This window comes from Marinobacter sp. C7 (assembly GCF_022343555.1).
Classification (GTDB): Bacteria; Pseudomonadota; Gammaproteobacteria; order Pseudomonadales; family Oleiphilaceae; genus Marinobacter.
On record NZ_JAKQZH010000002.1, the window covers coordinates 252,138 to 275,702 of the forward strand.

The 23,565-nt window shown below is 58.3% G+C and carries 21 protein-coding genes and 1 riboswitch; of the genes, 8 read left to right on the forward strand and 13 right to left on the reverse strand.

The features are described 5' to 3' along the window. Positions 1–58: 58 nt before the first annotated feature. Positions 59–1,621, forward strand: a complete 1,563-nt coding sequence (norR, locus tag MD273_RS11100; protein WP_239037864.1) for a nitric oxide reductase transcriptional regulator NorR — start codon at positions 59–61, stop codon at positions 1,619–1,621. A gap of 47 nt (positions 1,622–1,668) precedes the next feature. Here the strand turns inward: norR and MD273_RS11105 are convergent, their stop codons facing one another. The 3 genes from MD273_RS11105 to hemN all read right to left on the reverse strand — a co-directional run bounded on the left by MD273_RS11105 (position 1,669) and on the right by hemN (position 5,723). Beyond that, positions 1,669–2,313 (reverse strand): SCO family protein, encoded by a 645-nt coding sequence (locus MD273_RS11105; RefSeq protein WP_239037865.1) that lies wholly within the window; start codon positions 2,311–2,313, stop codon positions 1,669–1,671. A gap of 673 nt (positions 2,314–2,986) precedes the next feature. Then, positions 2,987–4,159, reverse strand: coding sequence for a copper-containing nitrite reductase (nirK, locus tag MD273_RS11110; protein ID WP_239037866.1), 1,173 nt, complete (start codon positions 4,157–4,159; stop codon positions 2,987–2,989). Between the two features lie 178 nt (positions 4,160–4,337). Then, entirely contained in the window at positions 4,338–5,723 is a 1,386-nt protein-coding gene (gene hemN / locus MD273_RS11115; protein ID WP_502846060.1) for an oxygen-independent coproporphyrinogen III oxidase, read from the reverse strand. A gap of 337 nt (positions 5,724–6,060) precedes the next feature. Here hemN and sufT point away from each other — a divergent pair, with 337 nt between their 5' ends. From sufT to MD273_RS11150, 7 genes are all read left to right on the forward strand, one after another. Next, positions 6,061–6,612 carry a putative Fe-S cluster assembly protein SufT gene (sufT, locus tag MD273_RS11120; protein WP_239037868.1) on the forward strand — a complete coding sequence of 184 codons (552 nt, stop codon included), beginning with the start codon at positions 6,061–6,063 and terminating at the stop codon, positions 6,610–6,612. 176 nt (positions 6,613–6,788) lie between these two features. Then, the gene (locus MD273_RS11125) at positions 6,789–7,235 is read left to right on the forward strand and encodes a c-type cytochrome (RefSeq protein WP_239037869.1); all 447 of its coding nucleotides are present in this window, start codon (positions 6,789–6,791) and stop codon (positions 7,233–7,235) included. Positions 7,236–7,249: 14 nt separating this feature from the next. After that, positions 7,250–8,662: a cbb3-type cytochrome c oxidase subunit I gene (locus tag MD273_RS11130; RefSeq protein ID WP_239037870.1), complete on the forward strand. Its 1,413-nt coding sequence runs from the start codon at positions 7,250–7,252 to the stop codon at positions 8,660–8,662. Positions 8,663–8,758: 96 nt separating this feature from the next. After that, positions 8,759–10,588, forward strand: coding sequence for a nitric oxide reductase activation protein NorD (locus MD273_RS11135; protein WP_239037871.1), 1,830 nt, complete (start codon positions 8,759–8,761; stop codon positions 10,586–10,588). 13 nt (positions 10,589–10,601) lie between these two features. Further along, positions 10,602–11,378: a CbbQ/NirQ/NorQ/GpvN family protein gene (locus MD273_RS11140; RefSeq protein WP_239037872.1), complete on the forward strand. Its 777-nt coding sequence runs from the start codon at positions 10,602–10,604 to the stop codon at positions 11,376–11,378. 11 nt (positions 11,379–11,389) lie between these two features. After that, positions 11,390–11,995, forward strand: coding sequence for a cytochrome c oxidase subunit 3 family protein (locus tag MD273_RS11145; protein WP_239037873.1), 606 nt, complete (start codon positions 11,390–11,392; stop codon positions 11,993–11,995). A 4-nt stretch (positions 11,996–11,999) separates the two neighbouring features. Beyond that, positions 12,000–12,308, forward strand: a complete 309-nt coding sequence (locus MD273_RS11150; RefSeq protein WP_239037874.1) for a cytochrome C oxidase subunit IV family protein — start codon at positions 12,000–12,002, stop codon at positions 12,306–12,308. On the opposite strand, the gene MD273_RS11155 is transcribed toward MD273_RS11150, so the two are convergent. The 10 genes from MD273_RS11155 to atpA form a co-directional block, all read right to left on the reverse strand. Next, positions 12,292–12,552 carry a cytochrome C oxidase subunit IV family protein gene (locus tag MD273_RS11155; RefSeq protein ID WP_239037875.1) on the reverse strand — a complete coding sequence of 87 codons (261 nt, stop codon included), beginning with the start codon at positions 12,550–12,552 and terminating at the stop codon, positions 12,292–12,294. The genes MD273_RS11150 and MD273_RS11155 overlap by 17 nt on opposite strands. A 20-nt stretch (positions 12,553–12,572) precedes the next feature. Beyond that, complete coding sequence (locus MD273_RS11160; RefSeq protein ID WP_239037876.1) at positions 12,573–13,172, reverse strand: cytochrome c oxidase subunit 3 family protein; 600 nt, start codon at positions 13,170–13,172, stop codon at positions 12,573–12,575. 31 nt (positions 13,173–13,203) lie between these two features. Further along, entirely contained in the window at positions 13,204–13,908 is a 705-nt protein-coding gene (locus MD273_RS11165) for a Crp/Fnr family transcriptional regulator (RefSeq protein WP_239037877.1), read from the reverse strand. Between the two features lie 358 nt (positions 13,909–14,266). Continuing rightward, positions 14,267–15,481, reverse strand: coding sequence for a D-amino acid dehydrogenase (locus MD273_RS11170; protein ID WP_239037878.1), 1,215 nt, complete (start codon positions 15,479–15,481; stop codon positions 14,267–14,269). A gap of 163 nt (positions 15,482–15,644) precedes the next feature. After that, a riboswitch (glycine riboswitch) is annotated at positions 15,645–15,744 on the reverse strand. A 52-nt stretch (positions 15,745–15,796) separates the two neighbouring features. After that, positions 15,797–17,629, reverse strand: coding sequence for a glutamine--fructose-6-phosphate transaminase (isomerizing) (gene glmS, locus MD273_RS11175; RefSeq protein WP_239037879.1), 1,833 nt, complete (start codon positions 17,627–17,629; stop codon positions 15,797–15,799). Positions 17,630–17,659: 30 nt separating this feature from the next. Continuing rightward, positions 17,660–19,024 carry a bifunctional UDP-N-acetylglucosamine diphosphorylase/glucosamine-1-phosphate N-acetyltransferase GlmU gene (gene glmU / locus MD273_RS11180; RefSeq protein ID WP_239037880.1) on the reverse strand — a complete coding sequence of 455 codons (1,365 nt, stop codon included), beginning with the start codon at positions 19,022–19,024 and terminating at the stop codon, positions 17,660–17,662. 141 nt (positions 19,025–19,165) lie between these two features. After that, positions 19,166–19,588: a F0F1 ATP synthase subunit epsilon gene (locus MD273_RS11185; protein WP_239037881.1), complete on the reverse strand. Its 423-nt coding sequence runs from the start codon at positions 19,586–19,588 to the stop codon at positions 19,166–19,168. Between the two features lie 48 nt (positions 19,589–19,636). After that, entirely contained in the window at positions 19,637–21,028 is a 1,392-nt protein-coding gene (gene atpD / locus MD273_RS11190) for a F0F1 ATP synthase subunit beta (protein ID WP_239037882.1), read from the reverse strand. Between the two features lie 54 nt (positions 21,029–21,082). Next, on the reverse strand, positions 21,083–21,946 hold the full coding sequence (gene atpG, locus MD273_RS11195) for a F0F1 ATP synthase subunit gamma (protein ID WP_239037883.1): 864 nt from the start codon (positions 21,944–21,946) through the stop codon (positions 21,083–21,085). Between the two features lie 74 nt (positions 21,947–22,020). Then, positions 22,021–23,565 (reverse strand): F0F1 ATP synthase subunit alpha, encoded by a 1,545-nt coding sequence (gene atpA / locus MD273_RS11200; RefSeq protein ID WP_239037884.1) that lies wholly within the window; start codon positions 23,563–23,565, stop codon positions 22,021–22,023.

Genomic DNA, 23,565 nt, shown 5'->3' on the forward strand with positions numbered 1-23,565 from the left:
TCTCAAAAAAAGATTGTTTGATGATTCAACGAAAGTACCAGCCTTCTGAGAGGCGACCATGATTGATGCATTACTCGATATCGCTGTCGATCTGACCAAAAACCTTTCAGCGCAGGATCGTTACCAGCGCCTGCTGGGCGCCGTCCGCAGGGTACTACCCTGTGATGCATCAGCACTGCTTAAATATGAGAATGGCGTCATGGTACCCGTTGCGATAGACGGCCTGTCGACCGACGTTCTCGGGCGGCGCTTTGATCCCGCGCAGCACCCCCGCTTTCAACAGATCATCGCGTCTGAGCAACCGGTACGCTTTCCCGCCGATTCGGACCTGCCGGATCCCTACGACGGCCTGGTTCTGGGCCATGAGGGCAACCTCGAAGTACACGCGTGCATGGGATGTGCGCTTTATCTGGACAAGCAGTTGCTCGGCATTCTCACGCTTGACGGCCTGACGCCCGGAATGTTCGCTCGTGTGGACGATCAGACCATGTCCGCATTCTCCGCCCTTGCTGCGGCCGCCATGCGTACCGCAATCTTGATCGAATGGCTGGAACAACAGGCCCGGCACAAGAATCTGCTGGCACAGGAGCTGGTCAGTGAGGCACTGAAACGGGATGGCGGCGAGCTGATCGGCAAGAGCGAGGAAATCCGGCACCTGAACAAGGAACTGGAGCTGGTTGCCGCTTCTGACCTGTCGGTCCTGATTACCGGCGAGACCGGGGTCGGCAAGGAGCTGGTGGCCCGGACCATCCATCTGTTGTCCTCGCGGGCAGACCAGCCACTGGTCTACATCAACTGCGCGGCCTTACCGGAATCCATTGCCGAAAGCGAACTCTTCGGCCACACCAAGGGCTCGTTTACCGGGGCTACGTCAGACCGGGGCGGCAAATTTGAACTGGCCGATGGCGGCACCCTGTTCCTCGATGAGATCGGTGAGCTATCCCCGCTGTTGCAGGCCAAGATGTTGAGGGTGCTGCAAAGTGGCGAAGTCCAGAGAGTGGGCTCGGACAAGACCAAGTATGTGGATGTCCGCATTCTGGCCGCTACCAACCGCAACCTGAAAGAGGAGGTCGAGGACGGCAGTTTCCGGCGCGATCTCTATCACCGGCTCAGCGTCTTTCCGGTGGAGGTGCCTCCGCTGCGTTACCGGTACGGAGACATCCCGCTTCTCGCCGGTTTCTTCGCCGAGAGGATGCGCCTGAAACTCGGCCTGAAAAGTCTTTGCATTGCCCCGGAGGTACTGAGCCAGATGGAATCCTACTCATGGCCGGGAAACGTCCGCGAGCTGGAACACGTCATCAGTCGGGCCTCCTTGCGGGCCAGGTCCGAACAGGAGGAGGGGATGGCCACTATCAAGTCCCGTCACTGTGACCTGATTGGCGGCGACCAGGAGTCAGCGGCGACGGTCCCGCCTGAGCGGACTGTGGAAACGCACGCCGTTCCGGAACCTAAAATGTCTGCCAGGATCGCCATGAACGATGCCCTGGCGGACTTCCAGAGAAAACTGATCTCCGAGCGATTGGCCGCCAATAACCAGAACTGGTCGCAGGCGGCGAAATCCCTGGGCATGGATCGGGGCAACCTGCACCGGATGGCCAAACGGCTTGGCCTCAAGAACTGAGCCTTACGGCCCGGACCGGCCCAACCTCGCCGGTCCGGGTATCTGCCTTATTCCCCCAAAAGAGCTCTGACCCCATCCACCACCCCGGCTACGGCGGTCGTGGTATCAAAGGACGACCGTACCCGGCCCTGGGAATCAATCAGGTAAATGACGGTACTGTGGTAATAAAGCGCTGACGTATCGGCCTCGTCCGGTTGCGCCTGTTGTGCCTGGTTCGGGATCTTGAGTTTCCGGAACCGGGTGCTGACCTGGAGGCTGGAGAGTTTCCCGTAGCGAATGTTGTATTGACGGGCAACATCATCGAGTACCTCACGCCGCGCCATCAGTCCAATAAAGTCCCGATTGAAGAAAGCGAGGTAGTTCTTCAGCTTTTCAGGGGTATCGTACTCGGGGTCCAGTGACACAAATAACACCTGGGTTCTGCCCGCCTGCGCCCCAAGCTCTGACATGACCTTGTTCAGGAAACCCAGGGTGACCGGGCAGACGTCCGGGCAATTCGTATAGCCAAACGTCAACAGTACCAGTTTGTCACTGAACTCACTCAAGCTGGTTTCATGGCCGAGGGTGCTGTTCATGCGGAAGTCTCCCCCCACACCGCGCAGGACCGGAAGTTCTGAGGCAAAGACAAGGCCGGGAACAGCAAGGGTGGCCGCCAGCAGGAGCGCCGTGGCCTTGAGAGGCTTGGATTTCATGGTTGACTCCTGTCGGACTAACACTGGATTCGTGCGCCGGAGTTGAATGCCGGTGGCAGATAGTGCTCTGACATCTCCAGGATCCGTGGCTTGTCCGGATTCCGATAATCCACACGCCAGAGACCGCCCTGATCCGGGACCACTCAGGCGGGCCCTCAACGGTCTTTTCGACCGTGGCATACTCGAATTCGAGCCTCAGGGTCTGCTGATCCAGCCACTGAGCTTCAACCTTGCTTACGGTGTATTGGCTGGAGGCCAGGGTTTGCTGACGGTCAGTGATCCAGGTTTGCAGCTCTCGCAGCGTTCTGAACGACCCCTGAACCAGATCGAGTTGCAAGGGGTGCGTCTCCAGCAACGTACTCAGGTGCGGCACACCGTCAGACTGGTCCAGGGCCATTCTCCACCGGTCCACCAGGTTCCTCATGGCCCGATCCAGCGCCCTGGCAGAGAGCTCCACGGTAGTGTTTTCTTCGGCTAACGCTGGCGACTCGGGCGGAGGCATCTCTTCCGCCAGCGACCCATGCGCCAGGGTTAAACCGAGCAGCATGACAACAGCTCCGGCCAAGCGAACAGTATTGAGTGCCATTACATCCGGTCCTGATTCAAAACATGGTCTGAAAACCCCACGGGAGGCGGGCGTGGGCCGGGTCCCGTGGGTATGGCAGGTGCGGCATCAGATGGGGGAAGGCGCACTGACCTGAGTCATCAGGTTCTCGTCCCAATCACCTTCTACCTTTACATGGGCCGCGGCCCCGAGAGAAACGGCCTCAATGAGATTGTGATTCACGTAGGCGTAGATCCCCGGCTGCCGGAATGTATAAGTGGCCGCCCCGGCACTGCCACCGGCAACGAACCAGGTTTCGAGATTGGTTAACGGCGCGGTATCAAACGAGCCCCGTTCCCAGACATGATCACCATGTCCTCCAATGAGATGAGGACGGGTATCCCGGTTGGCCTGGGAATGGATGAAGAGCACCGTTTCACCCACTTTGGCAGTCAGCGCCGACTCGCCGGTGAGCGCGCCTTTGGCGCCATTGAATACGGTGTGGGTGGGGATCAGCCCTTCCATCACCCTGATGGTGTCGGCGAATCCCTCCATCGGCGAGTTGAAGCGCTTGTACTTGCCGGACTCATCCCTTGGCAGGTACAGATCCTGCTCGCCAATGTAATAGGCCCGGTCGTAGCGCACCGGGTTACCTGCACCATCCTTCAGGCCTTCACGGGGCAACACCAGCATGGCGCCGTTCATACCGGACACAACATGCCAGGGGATCATCGCCTCACCCGGTGCACAGTGGTAAACAAACACACCGGACTTGATGGCACGGAACCGGAGCGTGACCTTTTCACCCGGGTTGACCAGTGTCAGTCCGGCACCGCCCAGCGCACCGGTGGCACTGTGCAGATCGATGTTATGGGCCATGCTGTTGGTGCCGGGGTTAACAACAGTCACTTCGACAAAATCATACTGGTGGCAGACAATCATCGGGGCGGGTATCGACCCGTTGAAGGTCATGGCCCACATTTTCACCCCGGGTTCGACCTCCACCTCTTTCTCAATGATCTCGAGAGTGACTTTGACGACGACGGGCTTTCCGGCCGCACTCTGGGAGTGTGTCGGCAAAAACGGGGGCGCCACCAGTTGCTGCTCGAATACCTCCAGCTGGTCCGCTGAATAGGCGAGCAAGGCGTTTGTATCCGCAGTCTCACCCAATGGTGCATTCATTATCTTGTTGGCGTGGGCATTGGACGCCGCCACACTCCCGGCGGCAACCGTACCGGCAATGGCTGCGGCTCCTTTGAAGAAACGACGGCGATCGGTATTAATGACAGGGTACTCACTCATCTGACATCTACTCCTCTGTAGCGCTTTTTTGACAAGTACGGGTACCCGGGAGTCATTTTCTGTGCCATTTATTAATTTATTCGCAATACCAATAGCTTGAGTAACTTTATTGACTTTTCTGGCTGGCTTTTTTGGGTCGCCGTGATGTCACAACCACAGCTTCGGATATCAAAAGGAGTCAGATAACCCTCGAGAACTGACGCTGGCTTTCCGATGGATCAAGGTAGGCATCAAACACCATCGCGATGTTCCGCAACAGTAATTGGCCGGTCGGTGTCACGGTAATCCGGTGTGGGTTGATCACGACCAGGCTATCGATCGCCATACCGGCAAGCTGCCGCATTTCCTTGCAAAAGTAATCGAAAAAATCAATTCCATAGCGTTGGCTGATGGTTTCGTAGACAACTTCGTTCTGGCACATCAGCGCCTGGATCACATCCCGCCGGATCTGGTCGTCCAGGGAGAGACGGTAACCCCGGGCAATCGCCAGGGCACCGCTGTCGATGGCCTTGAAGTAATCGTCCTCCTCTCGCATGTTCTGACTGAAACTGTGATGGATCCTGCCGATCGAGGTCATGCCGATTCCGATCAGGTCCGTGTCGGCGTACGTGGAATATCCCTGGAAATTGCGTTGCAGCTGGCCACTGCTTTTTGCCAGCGTCAGCTCATCATCAGGCAGGGCAAAATGGTCCATGCCGAGATAGACATACCCCGCGCCCTGCAGACGTTCGACAGTCATCTCCAGGATAGCCAGCTTGGTCTCCGGGGATGGCAGGTCGATCACATTGATCAGCTTCTGGGCTTTCACCTTGTCCGGCATGTGGGCGTAGTTATAGATCGCGAGACGTTCCGGCCGTTTCGACAACACGGTATCGAGGGTGGTACTGAAACTGTCCACGGTCTGATGGGGCAGTCCGTAGATCAAATCCACATTGGTGGATCGGTAGCCTGCCGCGCGGGCCGCATCAATGACCGCAAACGTCTGTTCCACCGACTGGATCCGGTTTACCGCAGCCTGCACTCTGGGATCAAAATCCTGCACCCCCAGGCTGATGCGGTTAAAGCCGAGTTCGTACAACAGGGGAATGGTGGTGTCGCGTACCGCGCGCGGGTCGATCTCAATCGAGAACTCACGGGACTCGGGCGGTGCCAGGGTAAAGTTCCTGGCGATCTCCCCGAGCAGAGCGGCAAGCTGATCGTCATGCAGATAGGTGGGCGTGCCTCCCCCGAAGTGGAGCTGACTGACCTCCCGGTTCGGATCCACGAGTTCCGCCTGCCGGACAATCTCGGCGTGGATACGCTCCAGGTAGGGAATGGTCCGTTCCTGTTTGTTGGTAATGATCTTCGCGCAGGCGCAGTAAAAACACAGCGACTTGCAGAAGGGAATATGGAAATAGAGGGACAGGGGTGTGCGCTGTTGATTGCTCTGTTCCAGTTCCAGCCGGTAATCCATTTCCCCGAACTCATCCGAAAACTGGACGGCCGTGGGGTACGAGGTATAGCGCGGGCCATAGGTGTCGTATTTGGCCAGTAGAGCCGCATTGAAATCGACCAGCATGGGTATCCCCTCTTTTCCGATGATTGAATTGCTGCCTGTTTCATTTCCAGTCAGCAATTCCGGGGCCATGTCTTCAAGCAACTGATTTTGCAAACAAAAAACACCCACTCCAAGGATTGGTCAATTTCTCCGTTATCCCTGTGACAACGCCTGCCCATGCCCGTGACAACAGACTCGTGTCATTTCGACGCCGCCCGGCCGAAGACCCCATTTAATTTACGAAAAAACAGCGAGTTATGTCATGGCTTGGGTTATGCATCGGACACACCGCCGATAGCAGGAAACGGGCAGTCTGCCGGATTTTCTGTTCCTGCTACCTCATTCAGACAACGTGCAGTGAGGTATGACCATGCAACAGCTGCGGGAAAACGTGACAACCACACGGGAGTGTGTCGCCAGACTGGTACCGGTCGGTACCGAAATCCTGATCCCTGGCGATGTTCAGGTAACGATTACCCAGGCGCTGGGAGGGAGCTTCACTGTCCTGATCAACGGAAATCTTGCCCGGATTGATGAGTCCGATGCCGATGCCCTCGGCAAACCGGCAAGTTCCTCCATCGATGTATCGGCCTACACCGGGACAGCGCTGACCGATCAGGACATTTACCAGGTAATGCGATCCGTTTACGACCCGGAGATACCGGTGAACATTGTCGATCTCGGACTGGTGTACCACGTGGACTGCCACCGGACCCGGACAGGTTACCGCGTTCACGTTCAGATGACCCTGACCGCTGCGGGCTGCGGCATGGGCCAGGTGATCACCGAAGAGGTCAGGCAGAAGGTGCTCCGGTTACCGCGGGTGGAGGAAGCCAGGGTCGACCTGGTGTTTGATCCACCCTGGGACATGGCCATGGTCAGCGAGGAAGCGCAGCTGGAACTCGGCCTGATCTAATGCGCTGTCGAAATGACACCCGCTATCGATATGACATGAGCCTGACGCTGTCATTTTTACTACGGAGCCACACGAATTTTCAATAAAACCAATAAAAACAGTCAACTGAAATCATGGTACGTGACTTGCTCTACCCCTGTGCAGTTTGAAATACCAATGCATAACAGGAGTCAGCAATGGCTGAGAAATTTACCAAAGGTATGGCCAGGAACATCTATTACGGTGGTGGCTTCTTCTTTCTGTTACTGCTCCTGGGGTTGACCGTCGATACCGTGCGTCAACTCCCGGAGCGGAGCAACGATGAGAAGATCACCCCCGAAGTAGCCCTTGGCAAAGAGTTGTGGGAAACCAACAACTGTATCGGATGCCACAGCCTCATGGGCGAAGGCGCCTACTACGCGCCCGAGTTGGCGAACGTGTTTGATCGCCGGGGTCTGGCGAACGAAGAGGCTTTCAAGGGCTTCATGCAGGCATGGCTCGCGGCTCAGCCTATGGATAATCCCGGACGGCGAAAAATGCCTCAGTTCGACCTTAGCCAGGAAGAAGTCGATGCGCTCGCGGAATTCCTGATCTGGACGTCAAGAATCAACGACAACGACTGGCCACCCAACATCGAAGGCTGAGGCGGGGAATACTTATGAAATACACTTCTCAACTGGTTGCAAAACCCTACTTTATTATGGCGCTGATCCTGTTTGCGGGCCAGATCGTGTTTGGTCTGCTGATGGGCATCCAGTATATCGACGGTGATATCGGGTTCCCGGCCATCCCGTTCAATGTGGCGCGGATGGTCCACGTAAACCTCCTGATCATATGGATACTGTTCGGCTTTATGGGAGCGAGTTACTACCTCGTTCCGGAGGAATCCGAGACCGAGCTGTTCAGCCCGAGACTGGCACGCATTACCTTCTGGGTCTTTGCTGCTGCCGCGGTTGCGACGGTTCTCGGGTATCTGCTTGTGCCCTACGCGGAGCTGGCTCGCATCACCCAGAATCACCTCTTGCCCACCATGGGGCGGGAATTCCTCGAACAGCCAACCATTACCAAGTTCGGCATTGTCCTGGTCTGCCTGTCCTTCATCTTCAATATCGGGATGACCATCCTGAAGGGGAGAAAAACCGTCGTAAACATGGTGTTGATTACCGGCCTCGTGGGTCTGGCGGTCTTCTTCCTGTTCTCCTTCTACAATCCGGTCAACCTGGCGCTCGACAAGTACTTCTGGTGGTTCGTCGTCCACCTTTGGGTTGAAGGGGTGTGGGAGCTCATTCTTGGCGCGATTCTGGCCTTCGTACTGATCAAGGTCACCGGTGTCGATCGTGAACACATCGAAAAATGGCTGTACCTGATCATCGCCATGGCGCTGATTTCCGGATTGATCGGCATGGGGCATCACTATTTCTGGATCGGGCCGCCCGAGTACTGGCTGTGGATGGGGTCCGTGTTCTCCGCACTGGAGCCTGTGCCTTTCTTCATGATGGTACTGTTTGCCTTCAAGATGGTGAGGGAGCGCCGGCGTCAGCACCACAACCAGGTGGCCGTCACCTGGGCGCTGGGCACCTCCGTGATGGCGTTCCTCGGTGCCGGTGTGTGGGGCTTTATCCATACCCTCGCCCCGGTGAACTATTACACCCACGCGACCCAGCTGACCGCCGCGCATGGCCACCTGGCGTTCTTTGGTGCCTACGCCATGATCGTGATGTGCATCATTTCCTATGCCATGCCCATCCTGCGGGGTCGCCCCCAGGGCAACCCGGTGTCGGCCCAGAAAGTGGAGAAGTTCGGATTCTGGGCCATGTGCATCGCCATGTCGGGTATTACCCTGGCCCTGACGGTAGCCGGCGCCCTGCAGGTCGCTCTCCAGCGCATACCCGAATCCGGTGAGGCGCTCAGCTTCATGGCCACACAAGGCGAGCTGATGGGCATGTACTGGGTCCGGCTGGGCTTCGGTGTCCTGTTCGCCCTCGGCCTGGTGGCGTACTTCGCCAGCTTCTTTGTCGGAGCCAAAACCGTGGATGTAGAAGCCCGCGCTCCCCTACCCGAAACGCCGTAGTGCCGCGGTGAACTAATCCCACAGGCGGTCCGCTCCCCGCGATCCGGTTTGACCGGGTCCCGGGTGTGCGGCAACCGCCGCACCCGAGGAACCGCTATGGAAGAAGTCATTGGCAAGATCTGGGATCGCTGGGTTACCCGACAGGTGGCGTCGGATTACTCCGGCGCCTCGGTCCGCCTGGCGGATCTGCAGGCGGAGCTGACGCTCTATTACCACGCGTTAGGCGGCGCGCCGGGTAAAACTCTGGAGCCGGCGGATACCCGACGGGTACGGCTCAGGCGAACCGGTATGCAGCGCGTCGCCGGCACTCACCAGCGTTTTGCCCTGCCCTGGCAGGATGAACGCAGCGTGCGCTTGCCACCGTCACTGGCAGTGTTCCCTTCAGCCCGGTTAAACACCGCCCTGTACTACTGGCAGGTCGCAATGGCTGCCTACCTGCCGCAGGTACACAACTGGTTTGCCGACAACCAGCAGACCGTGCTGGCACTCATCGGTCACTACCCCGGTCTTGGCCGACAGTACCGTGAGCTTGCCGAGACGCTGTTGACGCTGAGGCCACCGGCGGAGGATCTGCCGGATGACCTGCAACGCCGGGAACGGGCGGTCGCAGAGGCGTTGCGCAACCCGGGTGCCTTGGCAGACCTGCCCTTCGCCCGGTTCGACTGTTTTCCCGTCTGGTTGTGGTCTTATCCTCCACCTGTAACGCTTCATTGCGTTCCGGAGGCCAGTGACGACAGCTCGACGGAGCGCGACCCCGGGCAACGCTCTCCCCGACAAACCAGACTGGAACAGCGCAAACAGGCGCAGCGCATCGATGACGAACACGAAACCGATGGCTTGCTGGTCTTTCTGCCCGACAGCCTGATGAGCTGGACCGAACAGATCAACCTTGATCGCTGCCAGGACGACGACGGCGATGGGGACCTCGACCAGGTTGCCAGCGACCTCGATCTGATTACGGTCTCAAGTCGGCGCAAAGCGACTGCGGCAAAGGTGAAGTTCGACCTGGACCTGCCCGCGGCGGAGAATGATGAGCTCTGCCTGGGACCGGGCATCCGCCTGCCGGAGTGGCACTTCAAACAGGGCAGGCTGCGACCGGATGTTTGCCTGTTGCAGCCTCTGCTGACGGATGACGCGGAGCCGGTCTCACTACCGCCACACCTGGCAGGGACCGCCGACGAGGTCAAACAGCAGTTCTCCCGACTGGGACTCCAGCGCACCCGGCTCCGAGGCCAGCCCGACGGTCAGGAACTGGACCTTGATGCCTGGCTCGACGACTACAGCCGGCCGGTCAAGGATACGACCCGCCAGAACTTTTTCCTCGACCGGCGCCAGCATCACCGTGACTTCGGTTGCCTGATCCTGGCGGACCTGTCCCTTTCGACCGAAGGCTACGTCAGTGACGACTGCCAGGTTATTGATGTGATCCGCGACAGTCTGATGGTTCTGGCCGAGGGACTGGACCGGATACAGGACGAGTTTGCCATTTACGGTTTCTCGTCCGTGCGCAGTAACCATGTTCGCTACCAGTTAATGAAGAACTTCGGGGAGCCATACAGCGATCGGGTCCGTGGCCGTATTGCCCGCATCAAACCGGGTTTCTATACCCGCATGGGAGCGGCGATCCGGCAGTCCACCCGTATCCTGGACATGCAGCCACAGGCTCACCGGGTTCTGTTGCTGGTGAGCGATGGCAAGCCCAACGACCTGGATCAGTACGAGGGGCGCTACGGCATCGAGGATACCCGCCAGGCCGTCATCGAAGCCCAGCGCCAGGGCATTACCCCCTACTGCGTCACGGTGGATGAACAGGGCCACGACTACCTGCCCTACCTGTTTGGCCGGGACGGTTTTGCGGTGGTCAGGGACCCCGCCCAGCTGCCCGGCGTACTCCCGCGAATTTATCTGAACCTATCAACGCACTGACTCTGAGGTCACCATGAATACCTGCACCCATTACCAGGTTCAAAATGATGAATGTGAAATCTTTCAATACGCGGTCCAGCATCGCCTGCCGGTATTGATCAAAGGGCCAACGGGCTGCGGCAAGACCCGCTTTATCGAGCACATGGCGCAACAGCTTGGACGCCCCCTGTATACCGTGTCCTGCCACGACGATCTGACCGCGGCAGACCTGCTGGGCCGGCACCTTGTGGGCCCGGAAGGGACCTACTGGCAGGATGGTCCCCTGACCCGGGCAGCTCGCGAAGGCGGAATCTGCTACCTCGACGAAATCATCGAGGCCCGCAAGGACACGACGGTTGCGCTGCACTCCCTGTCGGACCACCGGCGTACGGTTCACCTCGAGCGCACCGGGGAAACCGTGATTGCCCATGATGACTTCATGCTGGTGATCTCCTACAACCCCTCCTACCAGAACATGGTCAAGGGCCTGAAGCCCAGTACCCGGCAACGCTTCGTGGCCATGAGTTTCGATTATCCGGAGCCATCGGTGGAAGCGTCGATCGTCTCCCATGAGGCGGGCATTGATGAGGCAACCGCCGGCCAACTCGTCAAACTCGCGACGGACATTCGCCGACTGACCGATATCGACCTCAAGGCGGCAGTCTCAACCCGCCTGTTGATCTACGCGGGCAAGATGCTCAGCAGCGGGTGCCCTGCGCGCAAGGCCTGCCTGTATTGCCTGATCGAGCCGCTGACGGACGAGCCGTCAACATTGGAGCCGCTGATACGGTTGGTAGACGCTCACTTCTGATGGCGAACTGAATGACTGCAGCCGAGATCTCCAGAACCGGCCACCCCGTTTGCGTCGGAACAGAACAGCACACGCCCGGAAATATCGCCGTGTGGATTTTCATCTACGCGGAGTTAACCGAGTTCGGCTTTTTCTTCCTGGCATTCCTGGTGGCCAAACTCTACTTCCCTGAGGATTTCCACGCGGGGCCCTCTCAGCTCAATACCCTGGCAGGGTTGCTGAACACTCTGGTGCTGCTCACCAGCAGCTTCTGCATCGCCCGCGCCGTCGAGGCAATCAAACACGGGGCACAACGGCGCACCGTGGTCTGGTTACTCTGCACCGTGGCTGCCGGGGTGACCTACTGCCTGATCAAGGCCTGGGAATACCAGTGGAACGCAGCGATGGGCCTGACGTCCCGGACCAACTACTTTTTCACCAGCTACTACTACCTGATGTTCAATCACTTCCTCCACGTTGTGATCGGAACCGTCACGATTCTTGCCACAGCTGTGCTTACCGCCCTCGGCCACTTTACACCCAATTCCCATGAAGGCCTGGAAGGCGCGGCGAGCTACTGGCACATGATCGACCTCGTCTGGATTCTCCTGTTTCCCCTGGTTTATGTATTGAGGTAGTTTCATGCCGAAATTCCAACCAATCCGGACGACCGGAACGAAGGGTGGCGAGAACCTGCGCGTGGTGTGGCTGGCACTGGTCGGGCTCACGTTACTGAGTGTGTTGATCGGGGAGTCCGGTCAACCGTCTGTCACCGGGACCGTTTTCGTCTGTCTGGTGGTGGTGTTGAAAGGACGTTGGGTCATCCGGGAGTTCATGAACCTGAGAAACGCGGCGCCTCTCCCTCGATGGATTGTGACCGGCTATTTCCTGGTGATGACCTTCCTGGTCGGGGGTGCTGTGAGCTACCTGCAACTCACAGCAATACCATGATCGCTCCGATAATGCCCGGAACCACGACAACGTAGGCGAGCAGAAGCCGCCGCCAGGTGACGGGTGCCGTTTTCAGGCCCATGAACACATCAACGATCGTCTGCCCCTTCACGATAACGGTGAGCACGACGAACAGGATCAGCACCGACAGGTTCCCCACCAGTTCGGTGGCAGCCAGCGACAGCAGAGTCAGGGCATTGAGAATCAGCCAGGAATTGGTTGCCTTGATGGTCAATGTACTCATGGTGCCGTGCCCTCCGGATCTCAATGGATTATGTACATGATGGGAAACAGAATGATCCAGACCAGATCCACCATGTGCCAATAGGAAGCCCCGGACTCAAAACCGGAATGGTCCGTTGCGGCATACGCCCCTTGCCATGCCCGGTAGAACATGTAGCCGAGGATCACCATGCCCAGCACCACGTGCATCAAGTGGAAAAAGGTGACGAAGAAGTAGAGCGTATAGAACGAGTTGGTCGACAGGTCGTATCCCGCGCCGATAAGTTCCGAGTACTCCCAGAATTTGGTCACCAGGTATACCGTGGCGGCCACCAGTGCCGCGACCAGCAGAAAACCGCAATGACGGTGATCCCCCTGCTTCAACTGGATTCCGGCCATGGCAACAAAGTAACTGCTGGTGATCAGGGCCAGTGTGCATATCATGCCCGCCACCGGGTGCAGCGATGCTTTTCCGGCCCCGAACATCTCGGGGAACAGGCTCTGCATCACGGCGAAGCTGATGAAAAAGATGGCAAAAACCGTCAGCTCCATCAGGATGAACAGCCACATGGCAAAATCACCCGGGAGCTCGGCATTGGCATGCTCCCGGGCGGCATTCACTACGGAATGATCGGATATCATTTGATTAACCCGCTTTGAATTGCGTGAGCTTTCAGGCTGCTGTTTTCCCGCACAGTGACTTGATGTGTCGCGAATTCCAGGCCGAAGTGCCGGTGACCAGCTGGGTCAGGCTGTCCATATCAACCAGTTTGATCTTTCTCCCGCGCGACTCGATCCAATTGTTTTTCTTGAAAAGAGCGAGGCACCGGCTGATGGTTTCCGGCGTTAACCCCAGAAAATTGCCTATTTCGATCCGTGTCATCGGCAAGGTCAGGACATGATCCTGGTGGCACTGCGCTTTTAGCCGTGTCCACAGATTCAACAGGAAGTAGGCGAGCCGGACTTCTGCGGTGTAATGGCCGTTGATGATCGACATTCTTCGCGCATCGAACGTCTCATAGCTGAGCAATTCGACGAGATATTTCGAAAACTGTATATCCCTGCTGAGCAGATAGAAGAGTTGGCTGAAAGGAATACGGAACAGGTGTCCCGTCACCAACATCTTGTTTGCGATAGACAGATTGTTGCGATTGAGCCCCTCCAGTCCAAAGACCTCTCCAGGGAGATAAAATGCGGTGATGCGCTCATTGCCGTCGGCGTCGTAGTAGAAACTCTTGGCGGCGCCACTTCCGACCACATAGAGAGCTCCGGGGTTTTCGTTGAACTTGGTAACCAGCTCGCCACCTGCAAAACGGCTTGATTGGTCGCAAAGAGCAACAAGCTCCCGGACACTCCAGGATGGCTCGGTTACCGGCAATTACCGTAGCCCGGGTACCTCCGCATGGCTTTGTTCTTGATCCGGGATGGGGTCGGGAGTTGCGGAGTAGAAGGGATTGGTTATGTCCAACATGGCCAGGGACCTCATACATTGTATTTCTCAAAAGCCCTCAGGGCTTTGCTCATGTATGGTCCTGCATTTTGCATGCCACAGACTAAGCCTTTGTTATTACGAATAAATTCCTCAGATACTCAAAGTCTGGTCAGAATTTGTTGTGGTTTGGACACGGTTTTTCCGATAACCGGTGTCATCGGGACACCGGCAGGAACGTCGAGAAGTCGGGGGTCGGTCGGTGAATGGGGGGGTGGATTCCCCCCACTATGGCTGACTCCGGAGCCTAAGCCTTTTCAACCGCATCGGCCAGCATCTCGGCCGTAATCGCAGACAGCGTCCAGCCCAGATGGCCATGACCGGTGTTGTAGAACACCGTCGGCAGGCGGCCTGGTCCGACCCGGGGCATCATGTTGGGCAACATGGGGCGAAGACCGGCCCAGGGTATGACCCGTCGGGTGCTGACCCCCGGGAAACACTGCTCCACCCAGCGGGTCAGCGGCCGAATCCGGTCATCGCGGATATCCCGATTGAAACCGCTGAATTCCGCGGTACCGGCAACCCGGAACCGGTCATCGCCCAGCCGGCTGGTCACGATCTTGGTGGCATCATCCAGCAGGCTGACCGTCGGCGCCGATTTTTGCGAGTCCTCGTCGTTGAGTTCAACCGTGATGGAATAGCCCTTGACCGGATAAATGTTGACGCGATCCCCGAGCTTCTTCGCCAGCGCCCGGCTGCCCACGCCGGCACAGATCACCACGCCATCGAAGGTTTCACGGTTCTGCTGTTCGCCGTCGTCCGCGGTCACCCAGGCATGGCTCTGGTCCGCGCTCAGTTCGGTGACGGTGTGGCCATAACAGGTCGTGACTCCGAGGCGCAGGATCGCCTCGGCCAGCCCGTGGGTGAACTTGTGGATATCCCCGGTTGAATCACTCTCGGTATAGAAGCCGCCGTAATAGCTGCCGGCCAATGTGGGCTCGATGGCACGCATTTCTTCGGGCGTGACGGCGCGGCGCTCCAGCCCTCCGGCGGCGAGCAGCTTCGAGACGTGGGCGGCATGATCGAAGCCGTCCTTGTCACGGTAGATATGCAGGATGCCCCGCTTCTTGAGGTCGAAATCGATGCCCTCGTCCTGCGCCCACTGGAACAGGTGATCCCGGGCAGCAATCGCCAGGCGGGCGGTTTCGGTGGTGTTCGTTTCGTACTGGGGGATGGCGGCAATGAACTCGGCGAACCAGCTCAGCTTGTGCCAGGAGGGCTTGGGATTGACCAGCAGCGGTGCATCTCTTCGGGACATCCACTTGATGCCCTTGATCACCGTCTGCCAGTTGTTCCAGACCTCGGCGTTGGAGGCCGAGAGCTGCCCCCCATTGGCGAAGGACGTCTCCATCGCGGCGTAGCGGTGCTTTTCGTACACGGTGACATCGAAGCCGCGCTTGGCCAGGGTGTAAGCAGTGGTGATACCGGTAATACCACCGCCAATAACTGCAATTCGCTTCATGAAAATCTCCAGGGGCGTCCAGGGTTTCCTCTCCACACAACATGGTGGACAGCACCCCTTCCGTCACGGGACCTGAGAGATTCACGCGCCGCTTCAATGAAAGCGGCCGCTTGCTCCTTCGGTGTGCCGACGGACGCGGTCGTCGGCAGCTCTTCGGAAAGTCTTCATGCTAGCGGTCCTTTTGCCTGAGAGTTTCCGGGGCAGTTGCTCCTTCGGCGCCGGGTCACGCAATTGCGCGACCCGGTCTCTCCCGCCAGCACGTCTGAAACGAACTTTAGCCTAAACGTTTGCATTTCGCATGCCAAGGCTGGCTCTTTACTCCACCGTCACGCTCTTGGCCAGATTCCGCGGCTGATCCACATCCGTGCCCTTGAGCACAGCCACATGGTAGGACAGCAGCTGCAGCGGCACGGTGTACACAATCGGTGCAGTGATCTCATGTACTGAAGGAATCTGCATCACGTGGATGCCCTCTTCCGCCTTCACGTCGGCCGCCTTGTCGGCAAAGACAAACAGTTCCCCCCCACGGGCACGCACTTCCTCGAGGTTGGATTTGAGTTTTTCCACGAGGTCATTGTTGGGCGCGACAGTGACGACCGGCATTTCGCTGTCCACAAGCGCAAGCGGGCCATGTTTGAGTTCCCCCGCGGGGTAGGCTTCGGCGTGGATGTAGGAGATTTCCTTGAGCTTCAGGGCCCCTTCCATCGCCACCGGGTACTGGGAGCCGCGGCCGAGGAACAGGCTATGGTGCTTGTCCATGAAGGCCTTGGACATGTCCTCGATCTCGCCGTCCAGGGCGAGGATATTGCTGACCTGGCCCGGTAACTGGTGGATCGCGGTGACGATCTCTGCCTCACGCTCCGCATCCAAACCGTTGTGACGGGCGAGCGCAAGGGAGAAAATCAGCAGGGCGGTCAGTTGGGTGGTAAAAGCCTTGGTGGAAGCAACACCAATCTCGGGGCCGGCCTGGGTCATGATCACCAGATCGGATTCCCGCACCAGCGAGCTGCCCGGCACGTTACAGATGGCGAGGGCTGCGCGGAAACCGGCTTGCTTGGCCTGACGCAGGGCCGCCAGGGTGTCGGCAGTCTCACCGGACTGGGAAATGCACAGGAACAGGGTATCCGGCTGGATCACGTGTTTGCGGTAGCGGAACTCGGAGGCCACCTCCACGGAACAGGGCACACCGGCCAGTTCCTCGATCCAGTAACGGGCCACCATGCCGGCGTGGTAGGAGGTACCGCAGGCGATGATCTGGACATGGCGAACGTTGTCCAGCAGATTGGCCGCTTCCGTACCCAGTGCCTGTTCCAGAACCCGGGAATCGGTCAGTCGACCTTCCATGGTGGCCTTGATCACCTTCGGCTGCTCGTAGATTTCCTTGAGCATGAAGTGGCGGTATTCGCCCTTGTCGGCAGAATCGGCGCCGTGCTCGAAACGGGTAACCGGGCGCTCGACCGGCGTGCCCTCGCGGTCGTGGACCTCGATCTTGTCCTTGCGGATGTCGGCGATGTCGCCCTCTTCCAGGAACATGAACCGGTCGGTCACCGGCAGCAGTGCCAGCTGGTCCGAGGCGATGAAGTTCTCACCGATACCCACGCCCAAAACCAGCGGACTGCCCTCACGGCACACCACCAGATGTTCCGGCTCGTCAGCGTGGACGACGGCGAGCGCGTAGGCTCCGCGCAGTCGGGTGATGGCGGCTTTTACCGCAGCATACAGCTCGCCGAGCTCGCGATAGTTCTTTTCGATCAGGTGCGCGACCACCTCGGTGTCGGTCTGGGAGGTGAACTCGAAGCCGTCGGTTTTGAGTTCTTCTCGCAGCTCCTGGTAGTTCTCGATGATGCCGTTATGGACAATGGCCAGACGATCACCGGACATGTGCGGGTGTGCATTGACCCGGGATGGCTCCCCGTGGGTGGCCCAGCGGGTGTGGGCAATGCCCAGGTTGCCGCTCAGGGGATTGGCGTCGATCGCATCGGCCAGTGCGGCGACCTTGCCGACTTCCCTGGCGCGCTGCACCTGATTCTGGCCATCGATGACGGCCATACCCGCTGAGTCATATCCCCGATACTCCAGGCGGCGTAATCCTTCCAGCAAAATACCCTGGACGTCCCGTTCGGAAACCGCTCCTACAATCCCACACATGCTGTTGTCACCTGTTCGCTATTCGTTCGTTTACGCTTTTTTCGGCTTTTCCCAACCGGAAATATTGCGCTGACGGCCACGGGCCACGGCCAATTCACTGTCTGCGACGTCCCGGGTGATGGTGGAGCCGGCACCGATCGTCGCTTCCGGCGCAATCGTGACGGGGGCAACAAGGGACGTATTCGATCCCACAAACACACCGTCACCGATCTCCGTCCGGTGCTTGTTCACCCCATCATAGTTGCAGGTAATGGTACCTGCACCCACATTCACATTACGACCCAGGGAGGCATCACCCACGTAACTCAGGTGATTGATTTTGCTGCCCTCACCCACGACCGCTTTCTTGGTTTCGACGAAGTTGCCCACCTTGGTGTTGGCGGCCAGTTCGGTCCCCGGTCGCAGGCGCGCGAACGGGCCGATCTGGGCATTGGCACCGATCACGGCGCCTTCGATCACGCTGTTGGCCTTGATCTCGACCCCGTCGGCAATGGTGGCATCCTTGATCAGACAGTTAGGCCCGATGACCACGTTGTTGCCGAGGCTGACCGTGCCTTCGAACACGGCATTCACGTCGATCCACAGGTCATTGCCGATGCTGAGCTCCCCGCGCACATCCACCCGGGCCGGATCGGCCAGGCTGGCCCCCTCGGTCATCAGACGCTCGGCCTGCTGGCGCTGGTACCAGCGCTCCAGTTCGGCCAGTTGGACCCGGTTATTGACGCCCTGCACTTCGAACGGGTTGAGCGGTTGGGACACGGTCACAGCCAGGCCGTGCTCTACCGCCATGGCAATAATGTCCGTCAGGTAGTATTCGCCCTGGGCATTGCTGTTAGACAGGGTCGGCAGCCAGCTCTTGAGGTGCTTCGCGGCGACGGCAAGGATGCCGGTATTCACTTCATGGATGGCCTGCTGCTCGGCGGTGGCGTCCTTCTGCTCGACAATGGCCTGCACCTCACCGTGGGCGTCACGCACGATACGACCGTAGCCGTGCGGGTTGTCCATATCGACGGTCAGCAGGGCCAGGCTGCGTTCATCCAGTTCGCCGACCATGGCTTCCAGGGTTTCCCGGCGGGTCAGCGGCACATCACCGTACAGCACCAGGACCCGGGCATCGTCCGGCAGGTCAGGCAACGCCTGCGCCACCGCGTGGCCGGTGCCCAGCTGTTCGGTCTGGAGCACCCAGTTCACCGCCGCATCGTCCAGGGAGGCCCTTACCCGGTCTGCACCGTGACCGATCACCGTGTGAATTTTCTCCGCCCCCAGCTGCTTCGCGGTATCCACCACATGGTGCAGCATGGCCTTGCCGGCCACCGGATGCAGAACCTTGGGCAAGGCGGACTTCATTCTGGAGCCCTGGCCGGCGGCCAGGATCACGACGTGTAACGGGCTCATGGAAAACGCAGGCTCCCGGGATGTTTGTTTGAATCAATAAAAAAGCCGCAACCTTCGGGGCCGGATCGCCAACGCGGTGCGCTGGTATTCCAGCCGCTCAGGATGCGGCTTTGGTGTTCGGCAAACCCGAAACGAAAATGCTCAGCGCATTTTGTTACGCAGCTGCTGAATGGTACGAAGCTGTGCAACAGCCTCCGCCAGTTCCGCAGCAGCACGGGAATACTCGAATTCACCGGTCTTGTCGGCAAGTGCCTTCTCAGCCTCTTTCTGGGCTTCAAGCGCAGCAGCTTCGTCCACATCCTTTGCACGAACGGCTGTGTCTGCCAGCAAAGTCACCAGATTGGGCTGGACTTCCAGATATCCGCCGGACACGTAAAGAATTTCTTCTTCACCGCCCTGCTTGATGATCCGAATGGGACCAGGCTTCAGCTGGGTCAGCAGCGGAGTGTGACCCGGGGCAATACCCAGGTCACCTTCAGAACCCGCTGCGATCAGCATTTCTACCAATCCGGAATAGATCTTTGTTTCGGCACTTACCACGTCACAATGCACGGTCATACCCATGTCAGTTGCCTCTTTGATCGATCCGGAAATTCGGGCTCAGGCTTCAGTTTACTCGCCCTTGCTCTTCATTTCCTTCGCTTTCTCGACCGCTTCCTCGATGGTACCGACCATGTAGAACGCCTGCTCAGGCATGTCGTCATAGTCGCCATTGAGGATGCCCTTAAAGCTGCTGATGGTCTCCTTCAGAGACACGTACTTACCGGGGGAGCCGGTGAATACTTCAGCAACGTGGAACGGCTGGGACAGAAAACGCTCGATCTTACGGGCACGGGCAACAGTCAGCTTGTCTTCTTCTGACAGTTCGTCCATACCCAGGATGGCGATGATGTCTTTCAGTTCCTTGTAGCGCTGCAGGTTGGTCTGCACGCCACGAGCCACTTCATAGTGCTCCTGACCGATGATCAGCGGATCCAGCTGACGGGAGGTGGAATCCAGCGGATCGATCGCCGGGTAGATACCCTTGGAGGCGATGTCACGGCTCAGTACCACGGTCGCGTCCAGGTGCGAGAAGGTGGTCGCCGGGGACGGGTCAGTCAAGTCATCCGCCGGTACGTAGACCGCCTGGATGGACGTGATGGAACCGGTCTTGGTGGAGGTGATCCGCTCCTGCAGCTGACCCATCTCTTCCGCCAGGGTCGGCTGGTAACCTACCGCTGAAGGCATACGGCCCAGCAGTGCAGATACCTCGGTACCGGCCAGGGTGTAACGGTAGATGTTGTCAACGAACAGCAGAACGTCACGGCCTTCGTCACGGAACTTCTCGGCCATGGTGAGACCGGTCAGGGCCACACGCAGACGGTTTCCGGGGGGCTCGTTCATCTGGCCGTAAACCATGGCAACCTTATCGAGAACGTTGGACTCCTTCATTTCATAGTAGAAGTCGTTACCTTCCCGGGTCCGCTCACCAACACCTGCGAATACGGAGAGACCGGAGTGCTCTTTCGCGATGTTGTTGATCAGCTCCATCATGTTTACGGTCTTGCCCACGCCGGCGCCGCCGAACAGGCCAACCTTACCACCCTTGGCGAACGGGCAGATCAGGTCGATAACCTTGATGCCGGTTTCCAGCAGGTCAGCAGAGGCTGCCTGATCGGCATAGCCCGGAGCCTTCCGGTGGATGGCCCACTTTTCCTGCTCGCCAATGTCGCCCTGTTCGTCGATGGGACGACCCAGAACGTCCATGATCCGGCCCAGGGTCTCGGTACCCACGGGTACGGAGATCGGTGCGCCGGTGTTATCTGCTTTCAGGCCACGCTTCAGGCCCTCGGTGCTGCCCATGGCGATGGTACGAACAATGCCGTCACCCAGCTGTTGCTGGACTTCCAGAGTTGTTTCGCCACCTTCAAGCAGCAGTGCGTCATATACGTTGGGTACGGAGTCACGTGGAAATTCCACGTCGATAACCGCGCCAATGATCTGAACGATTTGTCCGCTACTCATGCTCGGTTCCTCGTTATCTTGATAGTCAATAAAACCAGTTGGATCGTGGGGTGATCAGACCGAAGCCGCACCGCTCACAATCTCTGAAATCTCTTGGGTGATGGCTGCCTGACGCGCCTTGTTATAAGCCAGCTGAAGTTCGTCGATAATGTTACCGGCGTTATCAGTTGCGCTCTTCATGGCGATCATCCGGGCTGCCTGTTCACATGCCAGATTCTCTACCACACCCTGGTACACCTGGGATTCAATAAAACGTGGCAGAAGGCCATCGAGGATCTGCCTGGCATCGGGCTCGTAGAGATAATCCCACTGGTTCTTGATCTCTTCTTCGTCTTCGCTCGCAGGCAGGGGCAGAAGCTGCTCCACCTTCGGGCTCTGGGTCATGGTGTTGACGAACTCGTTGCTTACCACATAAAGGCGATCGATCTTGCCTTCCGAGAACGCGTCCAGCATAACCTTGACGTTGCCGATGAGTTTTTCAGAGCTCGGGCTGTCACCCAGATGGGTCAATGCCGCAACGACATTGCCGCCATAGCTCCGGAAAAAGGAAGCCCCTTTCTGCCCGATGGCGCACAGATCGGTTTCGACTCCTTTTTCTTTCCACGCTTTCATTTCACGGACAAGCGCTTTGAACAGGTTGATGTTCAGACCACCGCAGAGGCCACGATCAGTCGACACCACGATATAGCCCACGCGCTTGACGTCGCGCTCGACCATGAACGGGTGCTTGTACTGAGCATTCGCCTTGGCAATGTGCCCGATCACCTGACGCATCTTGTCGGCATACGGGCGAGTCGCCTGCATGCGCTCCTGAGCCTTCCGCATCTTACTCGCAGCCACCATTTCCATGGCGCTGGTGATTTTCTGCGTGCTCTTGATGCTTGAAATCTGGTTACGTATTTCTTTGCCGACGGCCATAACTCACTGCCTTCTCAAGTTAGACACTCGTTGCTACGAAAGCGGCCCGCGACTGACGCCGCAGGCCCGATTTCTTACCAGCTCTGAGTGGTCTTGAATTTCTCAAGTGCAGCTTTCAGGCCGGCAGCGATTTCGTCGTTGTAATCGCCTTTCTCGTTGATCTTGTCGAGGAGGTCTTTCTGCTCGGAGCGCATCCAGTCAAGCATCTGCGCTTCGAACTTCACTACCTTGTCGACATCAACGTCGTCCAGGAAGCCTTCGTTGGCTGCAAACAGAACGGTGCCCATCTCAGCCACGGACATCGGGCTGTACTGGTTCTGCTTCATGAGTTCCGTAACACGCTGACCGTGCTCAAGCTGCTTACGGGTTGCTTCGTCGAGATCGGAAGCAAACTGCGCGAAAGCGGCCAGTTCACGATACTGGGCCAGGGCCAGACGGATGTTACCGCCAAGCTTCTTCATGATCTTGGTCTGGGCGGAACCACCTACCCGGGATACGGAGATACCGGCGTTCATCGCCGGACGGATGCCGGAGTTGAACAGGTTGGTTTCCAGGAAGATCTGGCCGTCGGTGATCGAGATTACGTTGGTCGGTACGAATGCGGAAACGTCACCGGCCTGGGTCTCGATGATCGGCAGCGCGGTCAGGGAACCGGTCTGGCCTTTCACTTCACCGTTGGTCAGCTGCTCTACGTACTCGGCGTTAACGCGGGAGGCACGCTCCAGCAGACGCGAGTGCAGGTAGAATACGTCACCCGGGTAAGCTTCACGGCCCGGCGGACGACGCAGCAGCAGGGAAATCTGGCGGTAGGCCACGGCCTGCTTGGACAGATCATCGTAGATGATCAGGGCGTCTTCACCGCGGTCGCGGAAGTATTCACCCATGGAAGTACCGGAGTACGGAGCCAGGAACTGCATCGCTGCAGGATCGGCGGCACCGGCGGCAACCACGATGGTGTGGTCCATGGCGCCGTGCTCTTCGAGCTTACGTACGACGGCGGCAATGGAAGACTGCTTCTGGCCAACGGCAACGTAGATACACTTGATGCCGGTGTCCTTCTGGTTGATGATCGCGTCGATCGCAACCGCAGTCTTACCGATCTGACGGTCACCGATGATCAGCTCACGCTGACCACGGCCGATCGGCACCATGGTGTCGATCGCTTTCAGACCGGTCTGGACCGGCTCGTCAACGGACTGACGAGCGATAACGCCGGGTGCAACCTTCTCAACCGGAGAGCTGAGGTCGGTGCCCAGATCGCCTTTACCGTCGATCGGGTTACCCAGGGCGTCAACCACGCGACCCATCAGTTCCGGACCTACCGGAACTTCCAGGATGCGGCCGGTACAACGAACCTTCTGGCCTTCTGCCAGACCTTCGTAGTCACCCAGCACAACCGCACCAACGGAATCACGCTCCAGGTTCAGAGCCATGCCGAAAGTGCCGTTGGCGAATTCAATCATCTCACCGTACATAACGTCGGCGAGACCGTGGATCAGCACGATACCGTCAGAAACGGACAGGATCGTACCTTCGTTCTTTGCTTCGGAAGAGATATCGAGCTTCTCGATTCTCTTCTTGATGATGTCACTGATCTCGGATGGATTCAGTTGCTGCAT